Below are 17,841 nucleotides of genomic sequence, written 5' to 3'. Positions count from 1 at the left end.
CCCGTCGACGACACCTCGTCAGCCGCGGTAGATCGATTCGATCTCGTCCGCGAAGTCCTTCGCCACCACGTTCCGCTTCAGCTTCAGGGACGGGGTGATGTGCCCCGCCTCCTCCGTGAACTGGGACGCGAGGATGCGGAACTTGCGCACCGACTCCGCCTTGGACACCGCCGCGTTGCCGTCGTCCACCGCGCTCTGGATCTCGGCCAGCAGCTCCGGGTCGTCCCGCAGCGCCGCCGCCGTCACGTCCGACGGCTTGCCGTGCTCCTCGGCCCAACGGCCGAGGAACTCCTCGTCGATGGTGACCAGCGCGCCCACGAACGGGCGTCCGTCGCCCACCACCATGCACTCGGCGACCAGCGCGTGCGCGCGGATACGGTCCTCGATCACCGCGGGGGCGACGTTCTTGCCGCCTGCGGTGACCAGGATCTCCTTCTTGCGGCCGGTGATCGCGAGGTAGCCGTCCTCGTCGAGGGTGCCGATGTCACCGGTGTGGAACCAGCCGTCGGCCAGCGCCTCGGCGGTGGCCGCCTCGTTGTTCCAGTAGCCCGCGAAGATGTGCTCACCGTGCAGCAGGACCTCGCCGTCGTCGGCGATCCGCACCACCGAGCCGGGCAGGGGCTGACCCACCGTGCCGATCTTCTGCCGGTCCCACGGGTTGAACGCGGTCGCCGCGCACGACTCGGTCAGGCCGTAGCCCTCCAGCACCGTGAAGCCGATGCCGCGGAAGAAGTGGCCGAGCCGCTCGCCCAGCGGCGCGCCGCCGGAGACCGCGTACTCGCCGCGGCCGCCCAGCACCGCACGGAGCTTGCTGTAGACGAGCCGGTCGAAGACCTTGTGCTTGAGCTTCAGGCCGATCGGTGCGCCCTGCGGGGTGCCGATCGCGCGGCTGTAGGCGATCGCCGTGTTCGCGGCCTTGTCGAAGATCTTGCCCTTGCCGTCCGCCTGGGCCTTCGCCCGCGCCGAGTTGTAGACCTTCTCGAAGACGCGCGGCACACCGAGGATCAGCGTCGGCCGGAAGGAGGCCAGTTCGTCGGTGAGGTTCTTGATGTCCGGCACGCAGCCGAGCTTGATGGGTGCCATCACGGCCGCGATCTCGACCATGCGGCCGAAGACATGCGCGGCGGGGAGGAAGAGCAGCACCGAGCTCTCGCCCGTACGGAACAGCGGCTTGAGGCGCTCGACCAGGTTGCCGCACTCCGCGAAGAAGGCGCGGTGGGTGAGCACACAGCCCTTGGGGCGCCCCGTGGTGCCGGAGGTGTAGACGATGGTCGCGGGGTCGTCGGCCTTCGCCGTCGCACCGCGCTCGTCGACCGTCGCGTCGGAGATCTCCGCGCCGGCGGCGGTCAGTTCCTCGATCGTGCCCTGCTCGATCCGCCACACGTGCTTGACGGCGGGCAGCGTCTCGCGCACCGACTCGACGGCGGCCGCGTGTGCGTCGCCCTCCACGATGACCGCGACCGCGCCCGAGTCGCCGAGGATCCACTGGACCTGTTCGGCCGAGCTGGTCTCGTACACGGGGACGGTGACCGCGCCCGCGCTCCAGATCGCGAAATCGAGCTGCACCCACTCGTAGCGGGTGCGGGACATCAGGCCGACCCGGTCGCCGGGCCGGATACCGGCGGCGATCAGGCCTTTGGCGGCGGCCCGTACCTCGGCCAGGAACTGGGTGGCGGTGACGTCGGCCCACGCACCGGCCACCTTGCGGCCCATGACGGCCACATCCGGATGCTGCGCGGCATTGCGGCGGATGAGATCCGTCAGGTTGCCGTCCGTGGGGACCTCGTACAGGGCCGGAAGGCTGAACTCGCGCAAGACTGCTGCTCCTCATCGGGCGCCGGCGCCACGGCTCTGTGTGATGCACCGGCTGCGGTCCAAGATCGGGCAGGTGCTCAGTGGGGTGAGCACGACTGGACTGCCCGGACGTTACCCACCAGTACTCAGTTCCCGATAGGGGTTACCGGCCAATGTTCCCTGCGTCACACGTCAATGACCGGCCTTGGCGCAGAGTATTCCACCCCGTCCCCGACCCGAAAATAACCGCAGGTCCGCCCCCTCCTACCAGCGCCCCCCACGGCCGTTCTAGGGTGATCGTCATGCGAGGCATGCGAGTCAACGTGGTCAGTGACGTGCACGGCAATGCGAAGGATCTCGCCACCGCGGGCAACGGTGCCGACGCCCTGATCTGCCTCGGCGACCTGGTCCTGTTCCTCGACTACGCCGACCACTCGCGCGGCATCTTCCCCGACCTCTTCGGCGTCGAGAACGCCCATCGCCTCGTCGAACTGCGCACCGCGCGCCGCTTCGACGAGGCCCGCGATCTGGGGCGCAGTCTCTGGGCGGAGATCGGCGTCGACCGCGAGACCGCCATCGAGTCCGCGGTACGCCGCCAGTACGCCGAGATGTTCGCGGCCTTCCCCACCCCGACGTACGCCACCTACGGCAATGTCGACATCCCCACACTGTGGCCCGAGTTCGCCCGGCCCGGTACCACCGTCCTCGACGGCGAGCGGGTCGAGATCGGCGGCCGCGTCTTCGGGTTCGTCGGCGGCGGACTGCGCACACCGATGCGCACCCCCTACGAGATCTCCGACGAGGAGTACGCCGCCAAGGTCGAGTCCCTCGGCGAGGTCGACGTGCTCTGCACGCACATCCCGCCCGAGGTCCCCGAACTGACCTACGACACCGTCGCCCGCCGCTTCGAACGCGGCAGCCGCGCCCTGCTCGCGGCCATCCGGCGCACCCGCCCCCGTTACGCGCTGTTCGGCCATGTCCACCAGCCGCTCGTCCGCCGGATGCGCGTCGGGGCCACCGAGTGCGTGAACGTGGGTCACTTCGCGTCGAGCGGGCGCCCCTGGTCGCTCACCTGGTGAGCGGCGGGTGAACCGAAGGCGCAGGGATCACGCCGCCGTGACCCGGGCCCGCCGCTTTCGTGCCCTGCGCTCGCGGTAGCCTGCACACCACCACACCACCCCGGTGATCACCGCACTGTTGAGGAGCCGCGCGATGGCGGAACACACCAGCTCGAGCATCACGATCGATGCGGCGCCGGCCGATGTCATGGGCGTGATCTCCGACTTCGCGCGCTACCCGGAGTGGACGGGCGAGGTGAAGGAGGCCGAGGTGCTCGCCACCGACTCCCTGGGCCGCGCCGAGCAGGTCCGGCTGGTCCTCGACGCCGGTGCGATCAAGGACGACCACACCCTCGCGTACACGTGGACCGGTGACAACGAGGTCAGCTGGACGCTCGTGAAGTCCCAGATGCTGCGCGCCATCGACGGCTCGTACACGCTCGCCCCCGTCGGCGGCGGGGACCGGACCGAGGTCACCTACCAGCTCACCGTCGACGTCAAGATCCCCATGCTCGGCATGATCAAGCGCAAGGCCGAGAAGGTCATCATCGACCGTGCCCTGGCCGGTCTGAAGAAGCGCGTCGAAAGCACCCCCGCGCTCTGATGCGCAGGGTCCTCGTCACCGGCCTCGGCGGCGCGGGCCGCACCACCGTCGCCGCGGCCACGGCGCTCGCCGCAGCCCGGCGCGGCAGGCGCACGCTGCTGCTCTCCGCCGAAGCGGAGTCCGTCCTCGACACACCGGTCACGTGCCCGCCCGACGCTCCCGGACAGGTCGCGGACGGGCTGTGGGCCGCACGCATCGACTCCGGTGCGGACTTCCGTGCCGAGTTCCTGTCGCTGCAGGAGCGGATCTCGGCGGGCCTCGACCTCCTCGGAGCGGTGCGGTTCGAGGACGAGGAGCTCACCGAACTGCCCGGCAGCGGCCAGTTCGCGCTGCTGCACGCGCTGACCGTCGCCTCCCGCGGCGAGTGGGACGTCCTCGTCGTCGACATGCCCCCGCTGCCGGACACCATCGCGCTGCTCGCCCTCCCCGAGCAGCTGCGCCGCTATCTGCGCAGGCTGCTGCCGCGCGAGCGGCAGGCCGCGCGTGCGCTGCGCCCCATGCTGGCCCAGCTGGCCGGCGTACCGATGCCCGCGCAGTGGCTCTACGAGACCGCTGAGCGCTGGGACACCGAGCTGGCCGCGGTCCAGTGTCTGATCGACTCCACGAACACGACCGTGCGGGTGGTCGCGGAGCCCGGCCCACGTGCCGCGGACGCGCTACGGGCCGCCCGGCCCGGCCTCGCCCTGCACGGCATACACGTCGACACCCTCGTACCGAACCGGATCCTGCCGCCCGAAACGGCCGACCCGTGGCTCGCGGGCCTCCGCGCCCAGCAGGAGAAGTGCCTGCACGAGTGGTACGGCGCCCGGACCCCGCAGTCCACGGTGTGCGAGCTGCCCCATCTCGGCCGCGACCCGCAGGGCATCGGCGATCTCGCCCGGCTCGACGCGGAGGCGTCCTGCACGATCTTCGAGGCCGCCGGCGCAGACGCGGGCCTCTTCGAGGGCGACGGCCCGGCCGCCGAACTCGACCGCGAAGGCCCCCGCGGGGAACCGGGACACGTCGTCCACCCCGGGGCCGACACCGGCAGCGGCACCTACATCTGGCGGCTCGACCTGCCGGACGCCGTCAAGGAGGAGCTCAGCCTTGTACGCCGCGGGGATGAACTCCTGATCACCGTCGGGCCGTTCCGAAGGATCATTGCGCTGCCGTCGGCGCTCCGGCGCTGCACGGTGGCAGGCGCCGGACTCAAGGGCGGCACCCTCTCCGTGCGCTTCACTCCGGACCCCGGCCTGTGGCCGACCCGCTGAACGCCGTACCCCCGTTCGGGTAACGTCGGGAGCACACCCTGCGAAACAGCCCCAGGAGCACGTCATGAGCGAAGCGACAGAGCGCCCCGACGACGACGCCTGGGCGACCGCCTGCGAGGAGGACCTCCAGGAGGAGCGGGCCCGCCGCCGTGCCCAGTACGGGCAGGCGCCCGGCTCCGCAGCCGATGAGCTGCGCAAGCTCTTCGACGTCGTGGCCGAGAAGGTCACGTCCTTCCAGTCCTCTCTGCCGGGCATGGCCGCGCAGAGCGCCGTGCAGCAGTTCGTCAACCAGGCCAAGGCCGCGGTCGAGCCGGTCATCGAGCGGAATCCGCAGGTCTTCGACCATCTCGCGGCCGCCGGAGGCGAACTGCTCGCCGCCTACCGTTCCGCGGTCGAGAACCAGGAAAGCCGCTGGACCCGGCGGACGCACACCGCCGAGGAGCCCGACGACCCGCGCGACGAGGGCCCCGGCCCCAGCGAGCACATCGACCTGGACTGACCAGGCCAGGCCCGCCCTCGGGTACGGTTGGCCGTAGCGGGGCTCGACCGAATACTGAGGGACACATGGGACTCACCATCGGCGTCGACATCGGCGGCACCAAGATCGCGGCGGGCGTGGTCGACGAAGAGGGCACCATTCTCGAGACGCACACGGTGCCCACCCCGTCGACCCCCGAGTCGATCGTCGACGCGATCTGTGCAGCCGTCGCGGGCGCGGGCCAGGGGCACGACATCGAGGCCGTCGGCATCGGCGCCGCCGGATACGTCGACGACAAGCGCGCGACCGTCCTGTTCGCGCCGAACATCGACTGGCGGCACGAGCCGCTCAAGGACAAGGTCGAGCAGCGCGTCGGCCTCCCCGTCGTGGTCGAGAACGACGCCAACGCCGCCGCCTGGGGCGAGTACCGCTTCGGCGCCGGACAGGGCCACGAGGACGTCATCTGCATCACGCTCGGCACCGGCCTCGGTGGCGGCATCATCATCGGCAACAAGCTCCGCCGCGGGCGCTTCGGTGTGGCCGCCGAGTTCGGCCACATCCGGGTCGTCCCCGACGGCCTGCTGTGCGGCTGCGGCAGCCAGGGCTGCTGGGAGCAGTACGCCTCCGGCCGCGCCTTGGTGCGCTACGCCAAGCAGCGCGCCAACGCCACCCCGGAGAACGCGACGATCCTCCTCGGCCTCGGCGACGGCACCATCGGGGGCATCCAGGGCAAGCACATCAGCCAGGCCGCCCGGCTGGGCTGTCCGGTCGCCGTCGACTCTTTCCGCGAGCTGGCGCGCTGGGCGGGAGCGGGCCTGGCGGACCTCGCATCGCTCTTCGACCCGTCGGCGTTCATCGTCGGCGGCGGAGTCTCGGACGAGGGCGACCTGGTCCTCGACCCGATCCGCAAGTCCTTCCGTCGCTGGCTCATCGGCGGCCAGTGGCGTCCGCACGCCCAGGTGCTCGCCGCCCAACTGGGCGGCAAGGCGGGCCTGGTGGGCGCGGCCGACCTGGCTCGCCAGGGCTGAGCCCCGACGCCCCACTGTGCCCGTCGCGTCCTCATGGGATTGCGGCGGGCACCGTCGTATCTTGATCGGCATGGCCATCAGCACGATGCGTACGCTGCCCAACTCCCGCACCGAACCGGACGGTTCGGCCGTGATCCGGGTGCTGACCTACAACATCCGCTCGATGCGTGACGACGAGGACGCACTGGTCCGGGTGATCCGTGCCTGTGAACCGGACCTGGTGTTCGTCCAGGAGGCCCCGCGCTTCTTCCGCTGGCGCAAGCACGCGGCACGCCTCGCAGCCAGGACCGATCTGGTGATGCTCTCCGGCGGCGCGACCGCGGCCGGCCCGCTGCTGCTGTGCTCGCTGCGGGCGACCGTGGAGCGCACGGACGACGTGCTGCTGCCGCTCGCCCCGGGACTGCACCGGCGGGGCTTCGCCACAGCGGTCGTACGGTTCGCGGGCGCGCGGCTCGGCGTGATCAGCTGCCATCTGAGCCTGCAGACGGACGAGCGTCACGCCCAGGCGGGGATGCTGCTGGACCGGCTCGCGGCGATGGGGACCCCGCACGCGGTCGCCGCGGGCGACATCAACGAGCGCCCGGGCGGACGCAGCTTCCGGCGTCTGTCGAGCGCGCTGCAGGACTGCTGGGCGGTGAACGCGTGGGGCGAGGAGTACACGTCGACACCGGCGGACCCGCACCAGCGGATCGACGCGATCTTCGCGACCCCGCGGGTGGAGGTGCTGGGCTGCGGGGTGCCGCGTGGTCTGCCGGGGGTGACGGACGAGGACCTCCGCGCGGCGACGGACCACCTGCCGGTGCTGGCGGCGCTGCGGCTGCCGGCCGGATAGGAGGGAGCGGCGCGGACCTGTCGCGCTGCCCGCCCTTCCTCCACGGCGGCTACCGGACGGGCCGGCACTGCCGGCCCGTCCGTGTCACACCACCGCGCCGCGACCCGGGTTGTCCAGGTCGTCGTCATCGTCGTCCGTCGACATCCGCGCCACCAGCGTCGCGAACCCGCCCAGGAACCCGCCGATGCACACCGTCGTCAGCCACCACGTCATGTCCCACTGCAGCAGCACCGCGACCAGCATCAGCACCGGGCCGCCGATCACCGCGAGCCAGGCGAACTTGGCTGTCACGTCCGCCTCCGGCAGGGGCGGCGGCTCCGGCGGGACGAAGTGACCCTCGTCGGTCTCGTCCAGGTCGTCGTCGCTCGCCTCCGGGACCTGGTAGTCGCGCGGGCCGCCGACACCCGGCGCGAACGTGATGGAGCTGCCCAGCGCGGGCTTGTCCGTGTCGGAGGCGTCGGGCGCGGGCTCGCGCTCCGAGGTCTCGTTCAGCCCGTTCTCGAGCACTGCAAGATCCTCCACCGACTTGAACGGCTTGGCGCCCGGCGGGTCCGCCGGCTCCTCGCCGTACCCCGCGACGATGGCGGCCCAGGCTGCCTCCTCGTCGATCGGCTGCGGCTCACGGTCCGCATCGTGCTGCTCAGCCACCGGTTCTGCTCCCTCCCAAGGACTCCGTCGTGGGGGACCCGCCGGTCCCGGTTTCCGGAGCGAGCCGGCCGATGAACGCGTAACTCTCCTCGAAAATCCGCTCCGCATCGTGGTCCAACGTCGCGACGTGGTAGCTCTGTTCCAGCAGGATCTCCGTGACGTCCGTGGACGAGACCCGGCTCAGGATGCGCGCCGAATCGGCGGGCGGCACCACATGGTCCTCGGGGCTGTGCAGGAGCAGCATCGGCTGGGTCACCTGCGGCAGCTCGCCGTCGACCAGGCGGAAGAACTGCCGCACCGAGTGCGCGGCGTGCAGCGGCACCCGGTCGTACCCCAGCTCCTCGACGCCTTCCTTCGCTATGTCGCTGGTCAGACCCTTGGTGGAGGGGACCAGATGGCGCACGACGGGCAGCAGCGACGCCATGGCGCCGTGCACCTTGTTCGCCGGGTTGACCACGACGATGCCGCGCACCGCGTCCCCGTGCTTGGCCGCCAGGCGCAGCGTGAGCGCGCCGCCCATCGAGAGCCCGAAGACGAAGACCCGGCTGCACCTCTCCCGCAGCGAGCGCAGTTCGCGGTCCACCTCCGCGTACCAGTCCTGCCAGCCGGTCACCTGCATGTCCTGCCAGCGCGTACCGTGACCCGGCAGCAGCGGCAGGGACACCGTGAGCCCGCGCTCCGCCAGGTACTCCGCCCACGGGCGCAGCGACTGCGGGGAACCGGTGAATCCGTGACAGAGAAGGACGCCGACCTCTCCGCCGTCATGGCGGTAGGGCTCGGCTCCAGGAAGGACCGGCACCGGGGTCTCCTGTTCGTGAGATGTACGTGAGGGTCGAGGGTGCCCTTCACGGTACGCGACCGGACCGACACCGACCAGGGCCGCCACCGCAAGGGCCCGGACCCGCGGCGGGGGGAGCGGGCCCACCACGGGTTAAGGTCTGTTCGAGAACACACAGGAGGATTTCGAGTTGATCTACGGTGCCATGAAGTTCTCCCTCGGGGGATCGCTGAAGCTTGCCTTCAGGCCCTGGGTGGAGGGTCTGGAGAACATTCCGGCCGACGGCCCGGCGATCCTCGCGAGCAACCACCTGTCGTTCTCGGACTCCTTCTTCCTGCCGGCCGTGCTCGACCGCAAGGTCACCTTCATCGCCAAGGCGGAGTACTTCACGTCGCCGGGCGTGAAGGGAAAGCTCACCGCCGCGTTCTTCAAGGGTGTCGGTCAGCTCCCGGTGGACCGTTCGGGTGCGCGCGGGGCGGGTGAGGCGGCGATCAAGGCCGGTATCGATGTCATCGAGTCCGGCAGCCTGTTCGGCATCTACCCGGAGGGCACCCGGTCCCCGGACGGCCGCCTCTACCGCGGCAAGCCCGGCGGGCTCGCCCGCGTGGCGCTCGCCACCGGCGCACCCGTGATCCCCGTGGCGATGATCGACACCGAGAAGATCCAGCCGCCCGGGAAGATCGTCCCCAAGCTGATGCGCCCGGGCATCCGGATCGGCAAGCCGCTCGACTTCAGCCGCTACCACGGCATGGGGGGCGACCGTTTCATCCTGCGCTCGGTGACCGACGAGGTCATGTACGAGATCATGAAGCTGTCCGGCCAGGAGTACGTCGACATCTACGCGACGGCTGCCAAGCGCCAGATCGCCGATGCCGAGAAGGCCGAGAAGGCCGCCAGGGCGGAGGCGGAGAAGGCCGCGAAGGCGAAGAAGTCGCAGCGGCCGGCCGCATAGCCGCACACGGCAGACGGTTCGGGGGGGTAGGGAAGTGGCCAGGCGCGAGCGCGTCGTACGGATGTCGGTCGAGCAGCCGCTGTGGCGTGCGCTCACCGGCTACCGCCTGCTGACCATGGTCTACGCGGTGCTGCTGTTCGCCTTCACCCGGGACCAGTTCGAGCGCCCGGGGATCGCGGCCGGCTTCCTCGCGGTGATGGTCGTCTGGACGCTGGCGACGCTCCCCAGGGTCGTCGGCGCCGCACGGTGCACCAAGGGCTTCCTGATCGCCGATCTGACGGTCGCGCTGACGGGCATCCTGCTCACCCCGCTCGCCGACGCCCAGGCGCAGACGCAGGACGGCCCCACGCTCCCGACGATCTGGACCGCGGGCTCCGTGCTCGCCTTCGCCATCAAGGGCGGCTGGCGCTGGGCCGGGTTCGCCTCGTCGCTGGTCGCCGTCGCCAACATCGTCGAGCGCGGCGAGCCGAGCCGGGACACCTTCCACAACGTCCTGCTCGTGTGGGTCGCGTCCATCGCCATCGGCTATGTCGTCGAGGTCGCCCGGGCCTCCGAGCGCACCCTCGCGCGCGCCCTGGAGATCGAGGCGGCGACCCGCGAACGCGAGCGGCTGGCCCGCGACATCCACGACAGCGTGCTGCAGGTGCTCGCGATGGTGCAGCGGCGCGGTACGGCACTGGGCGGCGAGGCCGCCGAACTGGGCCGGATGGCGGGGGAGCAGGAGGTCGCCCTGCGCAGCCTGGTGGCCGGCGGAATCGTGCCCGCCTCCCGTGTCTCCGAGGACGAGTCGCAGGGCGCCGTCGTACGGATCGTCGACGAGCCGGACGACGGCGGCACGCAAGGACCGTGCGATCTGCGTACCCTCCTCACCGCCCACGCCGGTGCACGCGTGACCCTGTCCGAACCGGGCGCCCCCGTGCTGCTGGAGGCGGCCGCCGCGAAGGAGCTTGCCGCCGCCGTCGGCGCCGCTCTGGACAATGTCCGCAGGCACGCCGGCGCGGACGCGCGGGCATGGATCCTGGTGGAGGACTGGCCGGACGAGGTGATCGTCACCGTCAGGGACGACGGGCCCGGCATCCCGGAGGGCCGGCTGGCGCAGGCGCAGGGAGAGGGGCGGATGGGCGTGGCCCTGTCCATCCGCGGCAGGCTGCGGGACCTCGGCGGCACGGCCGAGCTGATCTCGGTCCCCGGCCAGGGCACGGAAGTCGAGTTGAAGGTTCCCCGGGGGAAGGCGGAGAAGAAGAAGTGAGCGAACAGCAGCAGATCAAGGTGATGGTGGTCGACGACCACCCGATGTGGCGGGACGCGGTCGCCCGCGATCTACAAGCCGCCGGCTTCGACGTCGTGGCCACCGCGGGCGACGGCGCGCAGGCCGTGCGCCGAGCCAAGGCCGTCGTCCCGGACGTCCTGGTGCTCGACCTCAATCTGCCCGCGATGCCGGGCGTGCAGGTGTGCAAGGAGCTCGTCGGCACGCTGACCGGGCTGCGCGTCCTGGTCCTGTCCGCGAGCGGCGAGCACGCAGACGTGCTGGAGGCCGTGAAGTCCGGGGCGACCGGCTATCTGCTGAAGTCGGCCAGCACCGAGGAACTGACGGACGCCGTGCGGCGCACCGCCGTCGGCGACCCCGTCTTCACCCCGGGGCTCGCCGGACTGGTCCTCGGCGAGTACCGCCGGCTGGCGTCCGAGCCCGCTCCGGCGGCCGGTGCGGACGACCCCAAGGTGCCGCAGCTCACCGACCGGGAGACCGAGGTGCTGCGGCTGGTTGCCAAGGGGCTGTCGTACAAGCAGATCGCCGAGAGGCTGGTCATCTCCCACCGCACCGTGCAGAACCACGTCCAGAACACTCTCGGCAAGCTTCAGCTGCACAACCGCGTGGAGCTCGTGCGCTACGCCATCGAGGCCGGTCTGGACGACGCCTGACGGGCCGTCGACCCCAGGGTGATCCGGCGTTCTCGTTCGAGTGAATTCCGTACGCTCAACGACCCCGAGAAGCACAGGAATTGACCGTTCGCCCCATCCCTGAGTGACCTGCATCACCATTAGCGTGACGGTCTTAGGGCTCACCAGGCGAAGGGAAGTTTCCATGCGCGTCGGAGTACTGACCGGGGGCGGCGACTGCCCCGGCCTCAACGCGGTCATCCGCGGCCTCGTCCGCAAGGGCGTCCAGGAGTACGCGTACGAGTTCGTCGGCTACCGCGACGGCTGGCGCGGACCGCTCGAAGGCGACCTGATCCCGCTCGACATCCCGGCCGTCCGCGGCATCCTGCCCCGCGGAGGCACCATCCTCGGCTCCTCGCGCACCAATCCGCTCAAGGAGGACTCCGGCATCCGCCGGATCAAGGAGAACCTCGCCAAGCACGAGGTGGACGCGCTCGTGGCGATCGGCGGCGAGGACACCCTCGGAGTCGCGGCGCGGCTCTCGGACGAGTACGGCATCAAGTGCGTCGGCGTGCCGAAGACCATCGACAACGACCTGTCCGCCACGGACTACACCTTCGGGTTCGACACGGCGGTCGGCATCGCCACCGAGGCCATCGACCGGCTGCACACCACCGCCGAATCCCACATGCGGGTCCTGGTCGTCGAGGTGATGGGACGTCACGCCGGGTGGATCGCCCTGCACTCCGGGCTCGCGGGCGGGGCGAACGTCATCCTCATCCCCGAGCAGCGCTTCGACGTCGACCAGGTCTGCGCCTGGGTGACCTCGCGTTTCAAGGCGAGTTACGCACCGATCGTCGTGGTCGCGGAGGGCGCGATGCCCAAGGACGGGGAGGCGGTCCTCAAGGACGGGACGCTGGACTCGTTCGGCCATGTCAGGCTCTCCGGCGTCGGCGAGTGGCTCGCCAAGGAGATCGAGCGCCGTACGGGCAAGGAGGCCCGCACGACCGTTCTCGGTCACGTCCAGCGCGGTGGCACTCCGAGCGCCTTCGACCGCTGGCTCGCCACCCGGTTCGGGCTGCACGCGATCGACGCCGTACGGGACGGGGACTACGGCAAGATGGTCGCGCTGCGCGGCACCGACATCGTGCGGGTGCCGATCGCCGAGGCCACCGCCCGGCTCAAGACGGTCGACCCGGCGCTCTACGAGGAGGTCGGCGTCTTCTTCGGCTGAGCCGGCCGGACGCTTCCGCCTGCGGCGAGCCGTATGTCCGCGACATACGGCTCGCCGCTCGCGTTCCCGGAGGGAAGCGTGGAAGCCCTCGACACCTCTCAGCCGACGAGCACGCCCGCCAGCAACTCGGCCGTCAGCCCCACCCCGTTCATCGTGAGCACCGACTCCGGATGGAACTGCACCCCCGCGAAGCCGGCCCCGCGCAACGCGTGCACGTCCCCGGTCACCGCGTCCCGGCTCAGCTCGACCCGGTGCAGGGCGAGTTCGGCCGCGGCCGCCTCGTCGCAGCGCGCGGTGAAGCTGTTGTAGAAGCCGACCGTCTCCGCGCGCCCGAAGAAGTCGATCCGCTCCTGCGCGCCCTGGTACGGCTCGTCCTTGCGGACGATGTCCAGGCCCAGTTCGGCGGCGATCAGCTCGTGGCCCAGGCAGACACCCAGCAAGGAGGTGCGGCCCGAGGGTTCCCGATGAGGGGTGGTGGCCGGTCGGCGGGCGGGCCCGTGCCGGTGCTCCCGCAACAGGTCGCGCGCCAGCGCCCGCAGCGAGCGCATCCTCGGATCGCTCGTGTCCGCCGGGTCGCCGGGGCCGGGACCGAGCACCACCGGGCCGCGATGGGCGAGCACCCGCTCCCGCAGACCGGCCTCGTCGTAGCGGTGGACCGCGACGTCCAGGCCCGACGAACGCAGCAGATGCGCCAGCATCGCCGTGAAGGTGTCCTCGCCGTCGACGACCAGCGCCTGCCCGGACAGGCGCTGCGCCCCACCCCGAGCTCTTCGAGCAGGGGATACCCCATCCTGCATCCGCAGCCAGAACGGTGCGAGGTCGGCGCGGCGCGCGTCCAGGGCGGCCCGCACCCGCGGGTCGTCGGCGAGATGCGGGACGGGGCCGGCCGACGGGGCACGCCCCGGGCGTACCCCCAGCGCCGTCAGCACCCCTGCGGCCTTCGCGTGCGTCTCCGCCACCTCGGCCATCGGGTCCGAGTGCCGCACCAGCGTGGCACCGACGCCAACCCGCAGCGCACCGGCCGGGTCGATGTCGGCCGTGCGGATCAGGATCGGCGAGTCCAGCGTCTGCGCGCCCGTCGCATCACGGCCGATCAGCGCGAGCGCCCCCGCGTAGTAGCCGCGGCCCCCCACTTCGTGGCGCCGGATGACGCGGCAGGCGTTCTGCACCGGCGAGCCCGTCACCGTCGCCGCGAACATCGTCTCCTTCAGCACATCGCGCACATCGAGCGACGAACGCCCCCGCAACTCGTACTCGGTGTGCGCGAGATGAGCCATCTCCTTCAGCCGGGGCCCGACGACGACACCGCCCATGTCGCCGACGGTGCACATCATCTTCAGCTCCTCGTCGACGACCATCGACAGCTCGTCGCGCTCCTTGCGGTCACCGAGGAAGCCCAGCAGCGCCTCTGCGGTCGGGCCCCCGGCCGGATACCGGAAGGTGCCGCTGATCGGATTCATGACGACCGTGCCTCCGCGCATGCGGACGTGCACCTCGGGGCTCGCGCCGACGAGTGTGCGCTCGCCGGTGTGCACCACGAACGTCCAGTACGCTCCCCGCTCCCCGGCCAGGAGCCGCCGGAACAGGGCCAGCGCGTCGGCGCGGCCGAAACCGGGGATCTGCCCGGTGAAGGTGCGGCGGATGACGAAGTTCGCGCCCTCGCCCTGCCCGATCTCGTCGTCGACGACCCGCCGCACGATCTGCGCGTACTCGTCGTCGGCGACGTCGAACGCGCCGCCCTCGACCTGTACCGCGTGCCGGGGGAGGGCGTCGAGCACCTCGCCGAGGGGGAGTTCATGGCACTCGTCGGCGAGCAGCACCGACAGCGGGGTCCCGTCGTCGGCCACGTCGAAGCCGCGCTCCGCGATCTGGCGGAAGGGGACGAGGGCGAGCGAAGGGCGCTCGCCCACGGGGATGTCGGCCAGTCTCTCGGCCTCGACGACGGGCCCGACCAGCACCTCGACGGTGTCGTGGTCGCGGCCGGGCGTACGCCGGTGCAGCAGGGCGAACGGAGGGCAGTCGTCGTCCAGCAGTCTGCCGATCAGCATGGGTGTTCCTTCCGGGTGGGAGGAACGGCCGCTGGTCCGGGAAACAGTGAAGGCCGCCCCTCGGGCGGCCTTCGCGATCCGGTGCTGCGCGCGATCAGGAGGTGGGCCGCCGAAGTGCGGTCCACCACCAGTTCTTCATCTGCTGCGCGAACATGGCGCCGACCCTAACGCATCCGCCCGCGGTGCCGCGGCACGTCCCACGATGAGGACGGCCGCAGCGCCGCGGGCGGAGTGCCTGCGCGTGGAGCGTCAGATCAGCTGGTTGTAGATCTGCCAGCCGTTGCCCACCTTGGTGCGGGCGGCGAAGGGCGTGGCGGCGTTGCCCGTGCCCTTGTAGAACCACAGGGCACCCGAGGGCTCACGGGCGATCATGTCCGGGATGCCGTCCTGGTTCAGATCGCGGGTGCCGACCAGCGTGTTGAAGATGCCCCAGCCCGGTCCCACCTTGGTGCGGGCGGCGAAGGGCGCGGTGGCGTTGCCGGTGCCCTTGTAGAGCCACAGGACGCCCGAAGTGTCGCGGGCGATCATGTCGGCCTTGCCGTCCTTGGTCAGGTCCCCGGTGCCGACCAGGGTGTTGAAGATGCCCCAGCCCGTACCGATCTTGGTGCGGGCCGCGAACGGGGCGGCCGGGTCACCGGTGCCCTTGTACAGCCACAGGCTGCCGTCGGACTTCACCCGGGCGATCATGTCCGGCTTGCCGTCGCCGGTCAGGTCCCCGGTGCCGAGGAGGACGTTGAACTGTCCCCAGCCCGAGCCCACCTGCAGACGGCCCTTGAACGGCGAGTTCTTGTTGCCGCTCGCCCGGTAGTACCAGAGCACCCCGGAGGTGTCGCGGGCCACCATGTCGCCGGTCCCGTCGGCGCGCAGCGCGCCCAGGTCGGTCAGGGTGTTGTACATCTGCCAGCCGCCGCCGACCCGGTAGCGGGAGTAGAACGGCACCGAGGCGCTGCCCGTGCCCTGGTACTGGTAGAGCGATCCCGAGGAGTCCCGGCCGAGGGCGTTGAAGCGCGTCGTGCCCGGGTCGGACGCGGGGGTCGTCACCGGCACGACGTCCTCGGCCTTCACCCAGCCGATGCGGTGGTTGAACCGGATCGGGATGAACTGGTTGACCGTGCCCTTCACCAGGGTGCGCGAGCCGGGGCCCGTACCGTCGAGCGTGCCGCCGTAGTAGTAGTCACCGGCGACCACACCGCCGGCCTGCACGTACTTCTGGCCGGCCGGGACGCTGTACTTCGTCAGCGACGCCGAGTTCTCGGCCTGCACCTCGACGTCCGTGCCCGCGTAGGCCGCGTCCTCGGGGTAGGCACGCCCGTACACCTTGATCGAGGACACGCCCGCCTTGGGCGTGAGCACGGTCTTGGTGCCCGCGCCGACGGGCACGGTCCACTGGCCGCCCGGATTGCGGAACCATGCCTTCTGGCCGCCGTACCAGATCGCGGTCCAGTCGTTCGTGGACTCCGCGACCACGTACTCGCCGCCCGCGACGAGCTTGTTGGCCCAGTTCGAGCCCTCGGTCGACGTCTGGGTGCCCAGGTACGGGTCGCTCAGCGTCGCCGCGGACGTGGACGGCGAGGTGTAGAGGTAGTTGAAGTTCGCCGGCTTCGGGGAGACCGACAGGCTGCCGTACGTCAGCTTCGGCTGGTTCGCCGAGGTGAACGGCGGCACGTAGCGCACCTGCTGGCCCGCTTTCAGCGGCCCGCCCGCGCCACCTGCGCCGGTCGGAGCGCCGAGCAGCTCCATGTAGTGGTTCCAGTCCCAGAACGGGCCCGGGTCCCAGTGCTGGGCGCGCACCTTGGCATCCAGCACACCGGGGATCTCGTCGTGACCGATGATGTGCTGGCGGTCGAGCGGGATGGCGTACTTGGCCGCCAGGAACTTCACCAGCGCGGCGGACGACTCGTACTGCGGCTCGGTGTACCAGCCCTTGCCGTCCTTCAGCGCGTAGCCCTCGTGCTCCACGCCGATCGCGTGCATGTTGACGGTCTTGTTCGCCGCGTGCCACGCCTCGTTCTTGTTCTCCACCATCTGGGTGACCAGACCGTCGGAGGCGCGGACCATGTAGTGCGCGCTGGCGTACGACTGCGAGTTCTGGAAGACGGCCAGTGAGCCGTCGTAGCTGCCCTCGGTGTCGTGGATGGCGATGTAGCGGATGTCGTAGCCGCCCTCGGGGCGGCTGGCGACGTTGTAGTTGCCGTAGTCGTCCGGGGCGGTGTTCGCCTTGTACGCGGCCGGGATGAAGTTGCAGTTGAGGCCGGAGGGGCACTCGGGCGTCGGCGCCGCGGACGTGCTCGCGTTCGTCGCCAGGGGCACCTTCGACGGCTTCACGGGGCTGACCGAGGGGTCCGCCTGCAACGTGACCTGCTGGCCGTCCGCGGTCAGCCGGCTCTCACCGGTCCTGATCGACTCGAAGACGCGCTTCGCGAAGAGCTCGGCGCCCTTGCTGTCCGGCGACTGGCTGTAGCGCGCCACCGCTGCGTACCACGCGTCGGCCTCGTCGGGCAGGGAGCCCGTGGCCTCCTCCTGGTACTCGGCGAGCAGCGCGGCGCCGGCGCGGATGCTCTCCTCGGCGTCGGTCTTGACGGACTCCTCGGACGAGTCGATCAGCTGGGCCGCCTCGTCCAGGGTGTGCAGCCGGGGATCGTCCGTGTCGACGGTGTCCTTCGGCGTGGTGCGCAGCGCTTCCTCGGCATCGAAGTGCTTCTCGATGTTCGGGTCGCCGCTGCGGTTCATGTGCTCGAGCCGGTGCTCGTCGTCCTGCTCGACGTCGTCCGCGTCGACCTGCGTCAGACCCATCACGTTGTACGCGCCGGTAGTGCTCGGCGTGCCCTCGTGGGTCTCCCAGCGCGTCTGGCGGTACGAGACCGCCATCAGCACGCTCTGCGGGACGGAAAACTCCTCCGCGGCCTCCTGGAACGCGGTCTGCAGCCGGGCTCCCGGTGCCACCGCCTTCGCGTCGTCGCCCGACCCGCCCAGCAGCTCCGGTGACGCCACGGCGACCGTGCCTGCGACGGCGGTCGCCACGACAGCGGCCGCCACCCCGTACAGGATCGATCTCTTCCTACGATTTCTCCGATGCCTCGGATTCACGCCCCACCCCTGTTCAACGCCCACCCCTGCAGGCTCTGGAAGTGACAGCGACCGGGCTCCCCGCCCGGTCGCAAACTGCCTGAGGCTAGCACCGGGACATGACAACGTTCGCTGGGGCCCCGTCTCATCTGCTGAGCGCAGTCATGGACAGGCTCCGCGACCCCGTAATGTT

The 17,841-nt window shown here is 70.9% G+C and carries 15 protein-coding genes; 10 read left to right on the top strand and 5 right to left on the bottom strand.

The features are described from left to right. Positions 1-18 precede the first annotated feature (18 nt). Positions 19-1,815: an AMP-dependent synthetase/ligase gene (locus AC067Z_RS01755; protein WP_478787408.1), complete on the bottom strand. Its 1,797-nt coding sequence runs from the start codon at positions 1,813-1,815 to the stop codon at positions 19-21. A 290-nt stretch (positions 1,816-2,105) separates the two neighbouring features. Between AC067Z_RS01755 and AC067Z_RS01750 the strand changes: the two genes are divergently transcribed. From AC067Z_RS01750 to AC067Z_RS01725, 6 genes are all read left to right on the top strand, one after another. Beyond that, the gene (locus tag AC067Z_RS01750) at positions 2,106-2,873 is read left to right on the top strand and encodes a metallophosphoesterase family protein (RefSeq protein WP_478787590.1); all 768 of its coding nucleotides are present in this window, start codon (positions 2,106-2,108) and stop codon (positions 2,871-2,873) included. A gap of 133 nt (positions 2,874-3,006) precedes the next feature. Beyond that, the gene (locus tag AC067Z_RS01745; protein ID WP_478787407.1) at positions 3,007-3,456 is read left to right on the top strand and encodes an SRPBCC family protein; all 450 of its coding nucleotides are present in this window, start codon (positions 3,007-3,009) and stop codon (positions 3,454-3,456) included. Beyond that, on the top strand, positions 3,456-4,706 hold the full coding sequence (locus AC067Z_RS01740; protein ID WP_478787406.1) for an ArsA family ATPase: 1,251 nt from the start codon (positions 3,456-3,458) through the stop codon (positions 4,704-4,706). Before AC067Z_RS01745 ends, AC067Z_RS01740 begins: the two co-directional genes overlap by 1 nt. Positions 4,707-4,770: 64 nt before the next feature. Next, positions 4,771-5,205: a DUF5304 domain-containing protein gene (locus AC067Z_RS01735; RefSeq protein ID WP_478787405.1), complete on the top strand. Its 435-nt coding sequence runs from the start codon at positions 4,771-4,773 to the stop codon at positions 5,203-5,205. 65 nt (positions 5,206-5,270) lie between these two features. Then, positions 5,271-6,212 carry an ROK family glucokinase gene (locus tag AC067Z_RS01730; protein ID WP_478787404.1) on the top strand — a complete coding sequence of 314 codons (942 nt, stop codon included), beginning with the start codon at positions 5,271-5,273 and terminating at the stop codon, positions 6,210-6,212. A gap of 70 nt (positions 6,213-6,282) precedes the next feature. Continuing rightward, a complete protein-coding gene (locus AC067Z_RS01725; RefSeq protein WP_478787403.1) occupies positions 6,283-7,044 on the top strand; it encodes an endonuclease/exonuclease/phosphatase family protein in 762 nt (253 codons plus the stop codon). 84 nt (positions 7,045-7,128) lie between these two features. Here the strand turns inward: AC067Z_RS01725 and AC067Z_RS01720 are convergent, their stop codons facing one another. Further along, positions 7,129-7,692, bottom strand: a complete 564-nt coding sequence (locus AC067Z_RS01720; RefSeq protein WP_478787402.1) for a hypothetical protein — start codon at positions 7,690-7,692, stop codon at positions 7,129-7,131. Next, positions 7,685-8,491, bottom strand: coding sequence for an alpha/beta hydrolase (locus AC067Z_RS01715; RefSeq protein ID WP_478787401.1), 807 nt, complete (start codon positions 8,489-8,491; stop codon positions 7,685-7,687). Before AC067Z_RS01715 ends, AC067Z_RS01720 begins: the two co-directional genes overlap by 8 nt. A 184-nt stretch (positions 8,492-8,675) precedes the next feature. Between AC067Z_RS01715 and AC067Z_RS01710 the strand changes: the two genes are divergently transcribed. From AC067Z_RS01710 to AC067Z_RS01695, 4 genes are all read left to right on the top strand, one after another. Continuing rightward, the gene (locus AC067Z_RS01710; RefSeq protein WP_478787589.1) at positions 8,676-9,422 is read left to right on the top strand and encodes a lysophospholipid acyltransferase family protein; all 747 of its coding nucleotides are present in this window, start codon (positions 8,676-8,678) and stop codon (positions 9,420-9,422) included. 34 nt (positions 9,423-9,456) lie between these two features. Continuing rightward, on the top strand, positions 9,457-10,671 hold the full coding sequence (gene macS, locus AC067Z_RS01705) for a MacS family sensor histidine kinase (RefSeq protein ID WP_478787400.1): 1,215 nt from the start codon (positions 9,457-9,459) through the stop codon (positions 10,669-10,671). A 23-nt stretch (positions 10,672-10,694) separates the two neighbouring features. Next, positions 10,695-11,342: a response regulator gene (locus AC067Z_RS01700; protein WP_478787588.1), complete on the top strand. Its 648-nt coding sequence runs from the start codon at positions 10,695-10,697 to the stop codon at positions 11,340-11,342. Positions 11,343-11,505: 163 nt separating this feature from the next. Further along, positions 11,506-12,534, top strand: a complete 1,029-nt coding sequence (locus tag AC067Z_RS01695; RefSeq protein WP_478787399.1) for a 6-phosphofructokinase — start codon at positions 11,506-11,508, stop codon at positions 12,532-12,534. Positions 12,535-12,632: 98 nt separating this feature from the next. On the opposite strand, the gene AC067Z_RS01690 is transcribed toward AC067Z_RS01695, so the two are convergent. Together AC067Z_RS01690 and AC067Z_RS01685 are read right to left on the bottom strand one after the other, a co-directional pair. Then, complete coding sequence (locus AC067Z_RS01690; protein WP_478787398.1) at positions 12,633-14,582, bottom strand: anthranilate synthase family protein; 1,950 nt, start codon at positions 14,580-14,582, stop codon at positions 12,633-12,635. A 249-nt stretch (positions 14,583-14,831) separates the two neighbouring features. Next, the gene (locus tag AC067Z_RS01685; RefSeq protein WP_478787397.1) at positions 14,832-17,618 is read right to left on the bottom strand and encodes an N-acetylmuramoyl-L-alanine amidase; all 2,787 of its coding nucleotides are present in this window, start codon (positions 17,616-17,618) and stop codon (positions 14,832-14,834) included. Positions 17,619-17,841: the final 223 nt, after the last annotated feature.

It is taken from the genome of Streptomyces sp. NPDC043812 (assembly GCF_056436245.1).
The sequence above is the reverse complement of the archived record's forward strand: the minus strand, read 5'-3'. Positions and strand labels throughout refer to the sequence as shown.